This is a genomic window from Amphritea sp. HPY (assembly GCF_050870985.1).
In the GTDB taxonomy this organism is placed as follows: Bacteria; Pseudomonadota; Gammaproteobacteria; order Pseudomonadales; family Balneatricaceae; genus Amphritea.
In genome coordinates this window covers 735294-748024 of the sequence record NZ_CP194015.1, presented here as the reverse complement: position 1 = coordinate 748024, position 12731 = coordinate 735294, and the positions used below count along the sequence as shown (strand labels likewise).

The following is a 12731-nucleotide window of genomic DNA, read 5'->3' as shown; positions in this document are numbered from 1 at the left end:
GATTAACCCTATTACTTTTGCTTCTATTACTTTTATTCAATTACTACCTTGTTATAAACCACCGGCATCTGCCCCTGCCACTTGCGCCAGACCTCATCATTGCAAATCAATTCAGCCATAAAGTGCCCGACATTAATACGACTCGTTTTCCCCGCATCAAAGATCGCACTTCTGATCGGTGACGGATATAACTCATATTCACTCACTTCACCCGTATCGATCAGCCCATCCGGGCGAACCGCAGACCAGCCTATTTGGTTATCATCCTGACCAATCTGGGTACGCAGGTAATCCGCCGCCTGTTCATTATCCACATGCGGCGGCAATAACAGACGCAATAATCCAAGCACACACTGTTGAGCAAATGAAATCGGTTCGTGACAATCATGATTACGATTACCGGTAGTGTTCATTAGTACAAACTTAACCGGCTGTTCTGGCGCGTTTACCCGGATAGCATTGCACAAGCGATGAGTCGCATCGGTCACCAACCTGCGCGGCTGGCCGTAAATACCTTTAAAGCTCAAGGTATGGCCCAGACACGAAGCAACAGCAGTGCAACCTTCAACATGCCGGGCCATCTCTGCATCGCTAAGATTAAGCACACTCGCCTCAATCACAGAAAGGTTCGCATTACTTCTGATCTCTTCAGGTAGTGCATCAGGCGATCGTACTATAACCCTGATCTCGCGCCCCCGGTTCAACAACTGCTGCACCAGCAGCCGTCCGGTCGCTCCGCTTGCGCCTACTACAAGAATTGTCATTGTTTAGCGCCTGTTATAAAGATAGAGAGAGTATCATGTTAGTTATATCGTTACGCTACAGTGTAATCGTCGGTTAGTTTTTACTTTGCAGGATCAGCCATCGATCTCGTTGTAACAAGGCTTACCATCAATAAACCGTGCCGTGAAATAGTGATTGGCAGCGTCGACGTAGTAACCCACTGCCCACTCTTCAGACGTATCAGCGTGACGGGGTATTTCAATACTCATTAGCTCGAAATCATCCTGCCAGTTACCGCTGAACACGGTGCCGGTCCATTGTTCAAAATCCGGTTCGAAGATCGGCCAGCACTTATCAAACAAGGCATCCGGATCAGCTAATACCTGCTGACAGAAAGCAACCTGAGCCGCATCAGGTCCCGATCCAGGTGCATTGATCAGAATAGTCAGCGGCTCTTTAGCCGCTGCGATGGACAATTCAGCTTCCCAGTAGCCGTCATCACCGGAACCTTCGTCTCCAGAACCATCATCGGCCATAAACAGCATTGTGCCAAAATAGCCATGTTCCATTGCCATAGGAGGTTTCCCAAAAAGGAATGCTTTAAGCCTCTGCCACATAATCTCTTTACCGCCACATCTCTTTTACACCAAAGCCTTTGCCACCTAAGCCCTTTACTACATAACTGCGAGTTTCGTCGCAAACCGGGAGGCTTACAAAGTACAAAACCGCACCACACATAGCCGGGGATTAAAAAAGTTTTTCGCTTTTTCGAGCAACGAGCAACGAGCAACGAGCAACGAGCAACGAGCAACGAGCAACGATATTTAGTCCCTAATTCCCGCCCGGCATCTGCATCAGCTCCGATACCTCGAGTGATCCACCGATATCAAGAAAAGGACAGACCTCTGCTATCGCCAGCGCTGACGCCATCGAATCAGCTTCCACAATAGTAAAACCTGACATAGTGGTTGTACCGCCAGTGGTGACGCTACCGTCAGGGTTTACTGTACAGGTATCTTTAAGCGGATTTGCCGGGCTGACAGCCGCATCACCAATGGAACCCAACCATTCCATATACCTGGCAAAATGCGCCTTACCCTCCTCCGGAGTTGCTGGCTGATTGCCACCCAGATAAGTAATCATGTACTGAGGCATCTCATTCTCCTTTGCTCACGCAGACAGTTCTTGAAGTTAAACTCGTCGTTAACTATTAGTTAGACCCTAGGTCTAACATCATAATCTGTCTACCACTACCCGCCAGACAACCCGTTCAATTTCAATATCACGCAACACATCAGCAGAGACTGATAGGTTTGACTGGAAGATTTTCCAGATACAGATTAGAAGCTGGAACGAATTTTATCGACAAACTTTGCAACCCTCGTCTGAGATGCGTTCTCACTTTTATAGAACGATAACATTCTGAACCTGCAACGCTTGGTACAAGGCCCGAGTAATGCAATTTTCAGTACTCTGTGCACTGGCTTCCAAAGAACCAAAACGTCAACCCACCATGGCGAACCCAACGTTGTGACCACGTTAACTTCTTTCAAATTATCCAGGCAGGGGGTGATAGCACCAAGATCTGATGCATGGTTATATGCATACCCTGGCGCCCACACTCTGTCGAACCAGCCTTTTAGAATTGCCGGAAAGCCAAACCACCAGGTCGGAAATATCAGCACCAGAGACTCGACAGCCCTGAGTTGAGTAATCTCAGTATTCAAGCTGCTCGCATCGAACCGGTTTTCATAATAACTCTGCCTCTCAGACCGGGTTAACACTGGATCGAAGGCTTCCTGATACAGGTCTTTAACCGTTACTTCATACCCCTTGCTCTTCAGATGTTCGATGGTTTCATCCGCGAAGTAACGACAAAGGCTGTTCTCTAATGGATGTGCCAATACGACCAGACAGTTCACTCAGATCCCCCTAATAATCTAATGTGCCCCATGGCAGCCATGAATCTTGATGTAACTAATGACAAGTGCAAAGCAAAAGCCTCCCTCCCGCAATAGCGACTCCTGCACACGCATATTCTAATGTTACTCATACAGGAATTTTTCACTCGGCTTAGTGGAACTGTATTCAACTAACTCCCATTCAAAATCAAAGCGATCAAAGAAATACAATCGCTTTCGGTGTTTTTCAGTTGGCGTATCTATACTCCGCCTATAACCCGCTGCCACCAACTTTGTCTCAATCTCAGAAAGATTTTCAACCACCAGCGCTATATGGTTCACGCCAAAATTCTTATATGACTTTCGCGGTTGCTGCGGCGTTGCATCAAGATGCGGCTCCTGCAGGGCAAAATAATATTCATCATTGCCGATATGAGCCCAGCGATAACTTGCTGCTGGAATTACATCCTTTCGTACCTCGAAATCCGGGGCAACAATCTGAATGAACCTGATCGCCTCATCAATATCCGGTACGGTAATATTTGCATGTTCTAATTTCGTCACGCGTCACTCCTGAAGGTATAACGATCAGTTAAAAAGCTCACAATAACAGCCAGGGAGATCCGGTTAAGGTTATAGCTCCAATTATCTTCAAAGGCTGAAAGTCCTGTTATACGAAATCCTTTAAAGCCTCAAAACCTGAGGCCACCATAGCAGGCACAAACTCTTCTGTGTCGTACCGGGCTACTTCAGCAATATTAAACGGATCTTCCAGAAGAGTGCGCTCCAGCTCAGCCCATCAGATGTATTGGCAAGGATGATACCCCCGGTTCTGATGCGCTGCTCATAGCTCATCGCTTAACTCTGTGATATCCCGATAAACCATTTTGGCTGCATGGCCTGAAAATCAGTTCTTTCATTGCTGTCCAGATAGGCTGCGGAATCTAATACCACAGGCACACCCTGAACGCGCTTAAACACCACCCAATGCCAGAATGGCAGGCCATTTTCATAGTGATGCTTTATCGCCAGTAGCGCAGTATCCGGCAACGCCTGCCAGGAGACAAAGGGAATCTCGCTGTCTGAACACTGCACCCCATATTCCAGTAGCAACCGGCGCACATACCCCGTATCGGAGTACAAGCTATCATCGCTGGCGAAAATACCCATCGCATTCGCTCTGGCCTTTACCGCGGCGTAGGACAGGCCCACAATATTTGCCACCGAGGCGATGCCACAACCGGTCTCTTCTTGCTGGATGATTACGTTCATAGGTGGGTCACTGGATAAGAAGGTTCACTACGGAGCGAACACAGTGGACAGCCGGTGACGCGAAACGGAACGAATTTGGCGGCTTGTTATGTGCTTTCACCAATATTCCTGTTTATTCAATGCGTTAACGCATTCAGATGAGTCTTCCACTGTAATCATAACGCCACTTTGTAGCGGTTGGGCAAGCCAACCCTCGGGCTGTGTCAGTTTTAAAGGTGCTTTTACAATATCTTCACTGACCTGTTGAAACCCCACTTTAGAGTAAAATGCAGGGTCTCCATATGTGAATACCAGGTCGACTTGTTTGAAACGCAGCTCTTCAATACCCTGCCTGATAAGTTGCTGGCCTACCCCTTTTCCCTGTTGTTCTGTAACAATAGCAACAGGCGATAGAATAAATGCGACTTTTCCACTCGGAAGTCTAAGGCGGGTGAAGAATACACAACCGACTATCTCTTCTTCCAGAACAGCAACGAAGCCCAGGATGTCGTGTTCAGCAGTCGTCCTGATCAGATCGGACACCAGGCTACCAATTGATTCACCTTCGTCCCGCCCTTCAGAGTCAGAGAACACTTCAGTAAAGAGATTTATTACATCCTGAGACTGGCTTGCACTAAAGGTAGAAATCTTCATTCTGTTAACCAAACCTCATTTATTGCCATGAAATACGGACACATAGCCCCCCCCCCCCGCTATTACAACACTAAAGGCGCTGGGCTATGGGTGGCATTCAATTCCTTCAGGGAAAGTCGCCCATGCTGGAGCCCTGGACACAAAAACTGCAAAGTCTGGACTAAATTTATTCGGTTCATCCAGAGTACCAGCAGCGACACAGATCACATCATCTTCATCAAAATAGTATACATGGTCAATTTTCGGGTAGATAAAGAGGCTGCTGCCGCAACAACCACAGAAAGACCGGGTAATTGTAGCGCCACTATCTGCAACCACATCGTAATTTACGGGACTGCCGCTGCATAGATTGAATGTGTTTCGAGGGCCACTGATAACAAAGATCTTGTCAGTACCTGTGAAGTACTGGCAATCCCGACAGTAGCAAAGGTATTTACGTGTCGGCTCAGATGAAAACTCGTAGACTATTTCACCACACCGACAGCGCCCTGATATAGGAGTACTCATTTTTCATTAACCCCGATTTCCGTTTGTACCACTCATTTCAAATAGTGCCTAACGCCGTGGTTTGGGGCTGACATGGAGCGCCAGCGGAATGGCAGTCCCAACCGAAGGCGACAACACCACCTTGTTAGGTGCAACTATAAAGTTGCACGATTTTATTATAAAGAGAGCCAAACTCCCCATATATGCTGACATCTGCATCATAAAAATTTTGCCTTTCAGAAACCAACTTTGCCGCCTGTAATAAAACCTCTAGTGTTTCATACGTGGCCAGATTCCTATTACTTTCCAGAAGCTCAATCACCATATGTAAGAAGCATGACGCTCCATCTGAGTCATCCTTCGATGATTTTGACACAACATAATTTGCATAAGCTGGAGCATAATAATTAAACGCTACGGCCGGCATGGATATAAGATCTTCTTGGTAGTAGTAGGCATTTTCTTTAAACATTTCCTCAGCTTCAGAAAATGACTTACCAATGAAATTCTTAAATGCCGTTTCTGCATCAAGGTTGTTCTTTTCTATGGTTCCCCATTGAGACTTAGTTGGCTTATTCATAGCACCTAACGCCCCGCATCAGGCGCCGACAAAAGGCGTAGCCTTTTGGAGGTCGCTCTGCATGCGCTTGTTAGGCGATGCAAATCAAAGTTGCCAGAGCCCATGATCATTAGATCCAAGAATATAGATTGCAAATTTCCCTTTCCCTGGAATTTCCATTGGTGGTACAGCTATTTTTGCTCCCTCAGCCTCTACGTTCGCTACGGCTTGTTCGATGTCATCTACGAGCCAATACGGGCGAACTACGGGCTCTTCCGTATCTCGCAGAGGTCCCCGTATCCCAACGATTGAGCCATCAAGTAAAGTGCATGTCCTCGCTCCGCCGAGAAATTCATCTGGTTCACTAAAGCTGACGGAATGAGCTACCTCATATGCTTTGCACGCTGCATCCACATCATGAGAAACAATTTCTAAATAGTGAACTTTCATTGCTACTCCTTAATAACTGTATCGCCTAACAGCTTAGTTGTGCGCATGCGCATATGCACGGACTGAAAAATTCTGAAATAGAACAATAACTTTTTGATACGAAAGGCTTAGTAAGCAAAATCCATCTCCAGTGATTCCATGAAAACGCGCATGCGCGTTATTCTTTTTACGTTGCGCATAAGCTCCGATGCACAAATTCGTAACTCACTGATACTAATTACTTTTCTGCAAAACTGCCAGATACAAACGCGCATGCTTGCCGTGTAAACGCGCAACAACTGTCGTGTAAACGCGCAACAACTGTCGTGAATCAAAACTTAACTGTGTATCCGTTCAGGAAATATGATGGCCGCGAGAGAGCGACTGAAGAAGATTTTTGCCTTTGATTTTGATTTTTCTAGCCACTAAACAGGAAGGCTAGCCTTCCGTTCTGGCTAGCGGCGCAGACGCGATCTAGCCACTGCTGTTTCGTTTCCCTTACCGGAGAGTCATGTTGGGCTTCGTTTCACTCAGACCAACCTACAGTTCTTACGGAGTGCTGAGTTTGCCCTGGCGTATTCCATTTTAAGAAGTTTTTTGTTTTGATTTTTCTAGCCACTAGCAAGCACGAAGTGGGTTCTAGCCAGCCGCAAAGCGGCGGTCTAGCGAGGAAGGTTTACCTTCCGGTCTGGCCTCGGTTTTTAACAAACAAAAAAAGACCGGCTAACCGCCGGTCTTTTTAGTCAAACGAAAGCCGTGTCTTAAGACTTAGGCAGTTTGAAGGTCCATACGCTACCACCCTGGTTCAGGTGCTTAACGCGCTTAGCTACTTCACCACCCCACAGTGGTACCGCACCACCCCAACCGGATACGACGGAGATATACTGCTCGCCATCCTGCTTCCAGGTGATCGGCGAACCGACGATACCGGAACCGGTATTGAACTCATACTTCAGCTCACCGGTCTTGGCATTAAAGCCTTTCAGGTAGCCTTCAGGCGTACCAATGAATACCAGGTTGCCAGCAGTTGTCAGCGCACCACCCCACAACGGAGCGTAGTTCTGGTAGCGCCATACCTCTTTACCGGTCTTCGGATCCATCGCCCGCAACACACCGATATGGCTGTCATTCAGAGCAGAGATGGTGAATCCGGCACCCAGGTACGCAGCACCTTTCTTATATGCGGTAGGCTCGTTCCAGATATCCATCGCCCATTCGTTAGACGGCACATAGAACAGTTCAGTCTGCTGGTTGTATGCCATCGGCATCCAGTTTTTACCACCCAGGAAGGAAGGTACGGCACGGACTACAGAACCTTTCTTACCATCTTCACCGGCAGTCGGGTTACCCGGACGCATCGTTTCGTCATAGATTGGACGACCGTTCTTATCCAGACCTTTAGCCCAGGTAATTTCATCAACAAACGGGAAACCGCGGATGAAATCACCGTTCTCACGGTTCAGGACATACATAAAGCCGTTACGGTCTGCGGTTGCTGCAGCTTTAACGGTTTTGCCGTTAGCTTTGTAATCAAAGGAGATCAGCTCGTTTACGCCATCATAATCCCAACCATCGTGTGGCGTGGTCTGGAAGTGCCATACAATCTTACCGGTATCCGGATCGATCGCCAGACGTGAAGAGGAGAACAGGTTGTCACCAGGACGCATGTGCGAGTTCCAAGGTGCCGGGTTACCGGTACCGAAGAACATCAGGTTGGTATCAGGATCATAGGTGCCGCCCAGCCAGGTTGCTGCACCACCGCTCTTCCACAGATCACCCGGCCATGTCTCGCCCGCTTTACCACCGGAGATACCGTTCTCTGTTTTCTTGCCATCTTTCCAGATGTAGCCCATATGGCCTTCAACGGTAGGACGGGTCCAGAGAATGTCGCCGGTCTTGGCATCGTATGCTTCAACTTTACCGACAATACCGAATTCACCACCGGATACACCGGTAATCAGCTTACCGTTGACCAACAATGGTGCTGCGGTGATCGAATAGCCCGCTTTATAGTCGGCTATCTTTTTCTTCCATTTAACCTTACCGGTCTTGGCATCCAGCGCCACCATCTTGGCATCCAGAGTACCGAAGATCACCAGATCATCGTACAGTGCCACACCCCGATTGATTACGTCACAGCAAGGCATAATACCGTCAGGTAAGCGCGCATTGTATTCCCACAGCTCTTCACCGGTTTTAGTATCCACGGCAAATACCCGGGAGTAGGAAGCAGTTACATACATAACCCCATCCTTCACCATCGGCTGTGATTCCTGACCACGTTGTTTCTCACCACCGAAAGAGAATGCCCATACCGGACGCATCTGCTCTACTGTTTCTGTATTGATCATATCCAACGGGCTGAATCGCTGACCGCGAGGGCCCAAGCCGTTAGAAACTACATCTTCTACAGTCATCTGGTCATTAAGAATGTCTTTATCGGATACGCCCGCTTGCGCCAGACCCGATAGTGACATTGCCGCCACCAATGCTGTGACAGCAAAATTCTTACTGCAGCCGAACTTCTTCATTGCAATGCTCCTTTAAAGGATGTCTTTATTATTTGGCTCTCAGGTGGACCGGATACGCTTTCCCAGCCCTACCCCAATTCTTAAAGTTTGTGTCAATTACAACAATTGACCGGGGGAAGGAGTTTTATACTTACTTAGTAGTAATACTCATTTGAATGCAGGCCGGATAGCGCTTTCAGGCCGCCTGTACCTGGATAAAGCCGCGTTGTTCAAACTCTGCCAATATGTCACTGACATCCCTTTCACTGATTCCGCCCAGTTCAGGAAAAGTTGCCACAGAAGCGATGATCTGCTGCTCACTGCAATACCCGTCGCAGGCCTGCAGAACAAGCAACGTGAGCTTATCCAGAAAGACCGCCTGCTGCGGCGCTTTCAGTACCCAGCGATCATGCTTACCGTCAAAATACAGTTGGCACTCGTCCTTCAGCACCGGAATCCTGCCCAGTGTAGTGGTCTTCATAGGCTTGCTCTTGTTCTGAATGATCATTGCTTCGCAGCTAGCAGCGGGGCTGACTGTACATCTCATTGAATTCATTACTGAACGTCCTGGTACAAACCAGGCAATTCATATCTAAGGCCATAACCGGCATAGATCTTAGCCATCTCTCCGGAGCGGATAAGACCATCAACGACGTCTTCAACAGCATAACTAAGCTGACGATAGCTGTGCTTAACCGCCATACCGATATCCCATTGCTGCTTACCCATCATTGGGAAACCGTTTTCCGCCAGTTTAAAAGCGCTCTCGTCAGAATCACTGAGTAGCCAGTCCACCTCGGCACGCATCCCCATTACGGCGTCAACCTTACTCTGTTCCATAGCAGCAAAAGCGGCCCGGATATTAGGAAAGTGATGAGTATGCTTGCGCATTCGCCCGGCAAAGGCCGACGTCAGATAGAAATCCGGCAGGCTATCAACCTCAACACCGATGGGGTGATACTGAAATACCGCGACTGTGGATACCGATTCGATCTTGCGACTGTCGAACGCTACCTGCCAGCGTTCTCGCTGGTAGGGCCCGAACAGCACCACCTGATCATTGATCAGCAAATCAAGATCACCGCGTTTGAAAGCATATTCCCGGTCATAAGGTACCCGCATCATGACATCGGCAAGATTCTTCAGCGCCAGGGGATTTGCCTCATCCTTGTCCAGATAATGGCCTTTCCAGACGTTGTTACGCAGATCATCTTCCAGATTCTCATCCGGCGTAATCCAGTGCACTTTCATCTCAAGATCGAAAGCATCAGCGATACGCTGGCCGATCTCGACATCAACACCAGCTGGCTTACCATCGCGCATATAAGAGTAAGGCGGGAAGTCTTTATAGACCCCGATAGCGATCGTCCTGCTGGCGATCACATCGTCATAGCTGCGCGCCAGGGCTGAGCCAGGCATCCCCCCGATCAACAGGGAGATAGCCAGACTGCCGGCAAGTGTGAGGGTGGCAAACAACCTGTTCACCGTTATTACTCAGTTACCGGCTGGGTTTCTAACCAGGCACGGATCGCCCACAGCGCTTCCTGACTCAGGTGCTCCGCCATCTTCGGCATATATACCCGACCATCACGTACGGCACCATTCTGTACCCGGTAGCTGTACCACTCATCTCCTTCCATACCCGGTTCAAGGAAACGCAGATCGGGCGCTATACCACCTGAGATCGCTTCAAGACCATGACAACGGGCACAGTTCTGAGTATATGCAGAGGCACCGATTTCCACTGCTAAAGCATGGTTTTCATAATCTGCACGATACGGGTTTTCTTCCACCCACTCTTCACCTAACGCTGTCAGACCTGCAACATCTACGTTTTGCGGAGTCACATCACCGTGAGCCATAACCTGAGCCGACAACAGTACAGACAGCGCACCTGCGGCAACAACACCCAGAGTTTTAGTTGGCTTAATCATTCACATCACCATTTTTATTAGAGTTTTAAAAACCTTTTGTCCCAAAGAATCACGTCTTATCACGGGTACTTTGCACTTAGGGACATAATAAAACGGCAGGGTAAAGCACCTGAATTCTACTTTGGCTCTGAAAAAGCAGTACCTTGGTACTAGCCAGAGATGGGTAGCCTGAAACAAGCAGAGATGGCTTTGCCGCACAGATTTAAGCAAGTGTTTGAAATATCGGCTATACCTACATATGAATGGATTTTAGCCACTGCGACAAAAGGAATTTGTTATGAAAACACTCCCGATTTTGATCTCTGCCGTACTGCTTAGCGGCTGTTCAAGCTGGCAAAAGCAACCTGAAACAGAAAAACTGATGGGCGGCTACCGTACTCAGGGTGCTGCCAACGCGCTGCTCGGCTCATACGGTGTCAGGCTACGCCACGGCATCAACCAGTTTCAACGCTTCGGAGTTCCCAACTGGAACAACATTGAAACCCGCCATGTTGCCACCGTAACTATCGATAAAGACAGCAGCACCGGTCTGGAAAATCTGTCGGCAAGCATTGCCGAACTGGGACAGGTCCAAGCAGGTGCCAGTTGGACGCAGCAGGGACAATACAAGATTACCTTCCTGCAGATATACGACCTTGTCACCCTGCGCCGGGAGATAGAAAAACTTTATCTCAGTGATCCTGAGTTTGCAGAAGCTATACGAAACCCCGAGATCCGGTTTATTACCACCGCCGGTATTATCTTCGATCATAACTGGACCCGGCAGTTTGAAGGTTCTCTGGAAGCTGGCATTGAAGAGATCAGACTCAGTGGCGATACCAACCTGGCAAACCTATCAGTAACGATGAACAGCACTGACAATCAAACCATCAACATAGCCAACAACACCGTTGTCAGTTACCAGTTTGTCAGAATCTGCTGGGATAAGAATGACGCCAGGATAAGAGCATTAATCCGAGATCAGAAAGGCGTCGATTCATCAGCCTGCCCGGCAGGGAGTGACTATAAATACCCCCACCCTGAGGGAGCCTGAGCAAATGCCCCGATCAGTTTATGAGCGGGGCATTTATCCAGTTCTTTTTATCAGGTTTTAAATCGTCCTGCAGGATCGGAATTCATCAGAAGAATGAGATCAACCTGGCGCCGGGTTCCGGTTTTTTCGAATATAGACTTGAGATAGCCGCGAGCCGTTTCGTAAGAGATACCGGCTTCAATTGCAGCAACTTTCAACTCATTGCCATTCATCAACTGCTGAGTGAGCCGGGCTTCGCTTGCGGTCAGCCGATAGGCGGATTGCAGATAATCGACGCTCAGAGGTCGGCACTGTTGCACATCTTTGATGATCAGGATCGCGGTCAGATCCTTAAGTTGAGAACGGTGTTGTGCGGTCGCTGGCATCAGAATCAAAAACAGTGAACTACAGCCGGTAAGCTGTAATCGGATCGGAATTTCCTGCACCGCCCCCGCCTGTGCAAATGCCTGATTCAGTGCTATCGCCAACTGCTGCTGATCGCTGCTATTTACAGCCATCAGCCTGCCCTGCTGAATTGTCAGGCCAGCTGTTTTATCGATATGACCTGAGGCAACAGCATTACTCTCCAGTATCCGGCCATGCTGATCGAGCGCTATTATCCCATGCCCCATACTTTCCAGCAGCTGCTCTGCATTACGCAGTCGATATTGCAGTTTTTCAAAAGTGCCGGACAGCTGTACTGCTTTGCACAGGTGGCGCGCAAGCAGGGTCTGTAGCTCCATCTCCCGATCACTGTATTGACCGTGGGCTGCTGAGCGTATCTGGGTGAAACTGACGTAGTGATCACCATCGGCAATCAACACCCCACCGGAAGTGTGATGAAAATTCTGCGGTCTCATCCACTCCTGGTAAAATTCGGTGTTGTGATAATAATCCGGGTCCTGATGTATCTCGTTGAACAGTTGTTCGGTAAAAATAGTGCCCGGTTGCAGAATATCTTCATCCGAAAAAGCAGGATTCACAAAACCATAATGCTCGCTGTAACTTTGCAGCCACTCATCACCGACTCCCAGAAAGGGGATCGGGGTCATTACGCCGGTCGAAATATTCTGGATAAACAGCCCTGCCGCAGTCGACGGAATAAAGCGGTTAATCAGCGCCAGTACATCAGGCCATTGATCCGGTTGAATCGCAGCCTGGTAAATAGATTCAATTATCTGGTTAAACTGCCGGTTATCCATTTCAGTCGACCCGATATAGCTCGAAAATCCTGTCCAAAACTGCGCTGAACAGACCGCGATGTCCATTAAG

Annotated in this window: 16 protein-coding genes; 1 reads left to right on the top strand and 15 read right to left on the bottom strand. The window is 48.5% G+C overall.

Annotated features, from left to right (window positions below; all coding sequences use genetic code 11):
* Positions 1–32: 32 nt before the first annotated feature.
* The 14 genes from ACQUQM_RS02995 to pedF all read right to left on the bottom strand — a co-directional run bounded on the left by ACQUQM_RS02995 (position 33) and on the right by pedF (position 10447).
* Positions 33–764, bottom strand: a complete 732-nt coding sequence (locus tag ACQUQM_RS02995; RefSeq protein ID WP_432472999.1) for an NAD(P)-dependent oxidoreductase — start codon at positions 762–764, stop codon at positions 33–35.
* Between the two features lie 93 nt (positions 765–857).
* Positions 858–1298 carry a hypothetical protein gene (locus tag ACQUQM_RS02990; RefSeq protein ID WP_432472998.1) on the bottom strand — a complete coding sequence of 147 codons (441 nt, stop codon included), beginning with the start codon at positions 1296–1298 and terminating at the stop codon, positions 858–860.
* 256 nt (positions 1299–1554) lie between these two features.
* Positions 1555–1878 (bottom strand): YciI family protein, encoded by a 324-nt coding sequence (locus ACQUQM_RS02985; protein WP_432472997.1) that lies wholly within the window; start codon positions 1876–1878, stop codon positions 1555–1557.
* Positions 1879–2063: 185 nt separating this feature from the next.
* Positions 2064–2645, bottom strand: coding sequence for an NAD(P)H-dependent oxidoreductase (locus ACQUQM_RS02980; protein ID WP_432472996.1), 582 nt, complete (start codon positions 2643–2645; stop codon positions 2064–2066).
* 123 nt (positions 2646–2768) lie between these two features.
* Positions 2769–3188, bottom strand: coding sequence for a VOC family protein (locus ACQUQM_RS02975; protein ID WP_432472995.1), 420 nt, complete (start codon positions 3186–3188; stop codon positions 2769–2771).
* A gap of 294 nt (positions 3189–3482) precedes the next feature.
* Entirely contained in the window at positions 3483–3896 is a 414-nt protein-coding gene (locus tag ACQUQM_RS02970; protein WP_432472994.1) for a hypothetical protein, read from the bottom strand.
* A 96-nt stretch (positions 3897–3992) separates the two neighbouring features.
* Positions 3993–4529: a GNAT family N-acetyltransferase gene (locus ACQUQM_RS02965; protein ID WP_432472993.1), complete on the bottom strand. Its 537-nt coding sequence runs from the start codon at positions 4527–4529 to the stop codon at positions 3993–3995.
* Between the two features lie 84 nt (positions 4530–4613).
* A complete protein-coding gene (locus ACQUQM_RS02960; protein WP_432472992.1) occupies positions 4614–5036 on the bottom strand; it encodes a GFA family protein in 423 nt (140 codons plus the stop codon).
* Between the two features lie 124 nt (positions 5037–5160).
* Positions 5161–5595, bottom strand: a complete 435-nt coding sequence (locus ACQUQM_RS02955) for a hypothetical protein (RefSeq protein ID WP_432472991.1) — start codon at positions 5593–5595, stop codon at positions 5161–5163.
* 84 nt (positions 5596–5679) lie between these two features.
* Positions 5680–6024, bottom strand: a complete 345-nt coding sequence (locus ACQUQM_RS02950; protein WP_432472990.1) for a VOC family protein — start codon at positions 6022–6024, stop codon at positions 5680–5682.
* 740 nt (positions 6025–6764) lie between these two features.
* Complete coding sequence (locus tag ACQUQM_RS02945) at positions 6765–8534, bottom strand: PQQ-dependent methanol/ethanol family dehydrogenase (RefSeq protein ID WP_432472989.1); 1770 nt, start codon at positions 8532–8534, stop codon at positions 6765–6767.
* Positions 8535–8709: 175 nt separating this feature from the next.
* A complete protein-coding gene (locus ACQUQM_RS02940; RefSeq protein WP_432472988.1) occupies positions 8710–8994 on the bottom strand; it encodes a hypothetical protein in 285 nt (94 codons plus the stop codon).
* A gap of 74 nt (positions 8995–9068) precedes the next feature.
* Positions 9069–9998, bottom strand: a complete 930-nt coding sequence (locus ACQUQM_RS02935; RefSeq protein WP_432472987.1) for a substrate-binding periplasmic protein — start codon at positions 9996–9998, stop codon at positions 9069–9071.
* A gap of 5 nt (positions 9999–10003) precedes the next feature.
* Positions 10004–10447: a cytochrome c-550 PedF gene (gene pedF / locus ACQUQM_RS02930; protein WP_432472986.1), complete on the bottom strand. Its 444-nt coding sequence runs from the start codon at positions 10445–10447 to the stop codon at positions 10004–10006.
* Positions 10448–10724: 277 nt separating this feature from the next.
* Between pedF and ACQUQM_RS02925 the strand changes: the two genes are divergently transcribed.
* On the top strand, positions 10725–11480 hold the full coding sequence (locus ACQUQM_RS02925) for a hypothetical protein (RefSeq protein WP_432472985.1): 756 nt from the start codon (positions 10725–10727) through the stop codon (positions 11478–11480).
* 50 nt (positions 11481–11530) lie between these two features.
* Here the strand turns inward: ACQUQM_RS02925 and ACQUQM_RS02920 are convergent, their stop codons facing one another.
* Positions 11531–12661 (bottom strand): helix-turn-helix transcriptional regulator, encoded by a 1131-nt coding sequence (locus tag ACQUQM_RS02920; RefSeq protein ID WP_432472984.1) that lies wholly within the window; start codon positions 12659–12661, stop codon positions 11531–11533.
* Positions 12662–12731: the final 70 nt, after the last annotated feature.

Bases quoted from the DNA above. Each gene is read 5' to 3' on its own strand.
- ACQUQM_RS02995 (WP_432472999.1), bottom strand. From the start codon at position 764: ATGACAATTCTTGTAGTAGGCGCAAGCGGAGCGACCGGACGGCTGCTG.
- ACQUQM_RS02990 (WP_432472998.1), bottom strand. From the start codon at position 1,298: ATGGCAATGGAACATGGCTATTTTGGCACAATGCTGTTTATGGCCGAT.
- ACQUQM_RS02985 (WP_432472997.1), bottom strand. From the start codon at position 1,878: ATGCCTCAGTACATGATTACTTATCTGGGTGGCAATCAGCCAGCAACT.
- ACQUQM_RS02970 (WP_432472994.1), bottom strand. From the start codon at position 3,896: ATGAACGTAATCATCCAGCAAGAAGAGACCGGTTGTGGCATCGCCTCG.
- ACQUQM_RS02965 (WP_432472993.1), bottom strand. From the start codon at position 4,529: ATGAAGATTTCTACCTTTAGTGCAAGCCAGTCTCAGGATGTAATAAAT.
- ACQUQM_RS02960 (WP_432472992.1), bottom strand. From the start codon at position 5,036: ATGAGTACTCCTATATCAGGGCGCTGTCGGTGTGGTGAAATAGTCTAC.
- ACQUQM_RS02955 (WP_432472991.1), bottom strand. From the start codon at position 5,595: ATGAATAAGCCAACTAAGTCTCAATGGGGAACCATAGAAAAGAACAAC.
- ACQUQM_RS02950 (WP_432472990.1), bottom strand. From the start codon at position 6,024: ATGAAAGTTCACTATTTAGAAATTGTTTCTCATGATGTGGATGCAGCG.
- ACQUQM_RS02945 (WP_432472989.1), bottom strand. From the start codon at position 8,534: ATGAAGAAGTTCGGCTGCAGTAAGAATTTTGCTGTCACAGCATTGGTG.
- ACQUQM_RS02940 (WP_432472988.1), bottom strand. From the start codon at position 8,994: ATGAAGACCACTACACTGGGCAGGATTCCGGTGCTGAAGGACGAGTGC.
- pedF (WP_432472986.1), bottom strand. From the start codon at position 10,447: ATGATTAAGCCAACTAAAACTCTGGGTGTTGTTGCCGCAGGTGCGCTG.
- ACQUQM_RS02925 (WP_432472985.1), top strand. From the start codon at position 10,725: ATGAAAACACTCCCGATTTTGATCTCTGCCGTACTGCTTAGCGGCTGT.
- ACQUQM_RS02920 (WP_432472984.1), bottom strand. From the start codon at position 12,661: ATGGATAACCGGCAGTTTAACCAGATAATTGAATCTATTTACCAGGCT.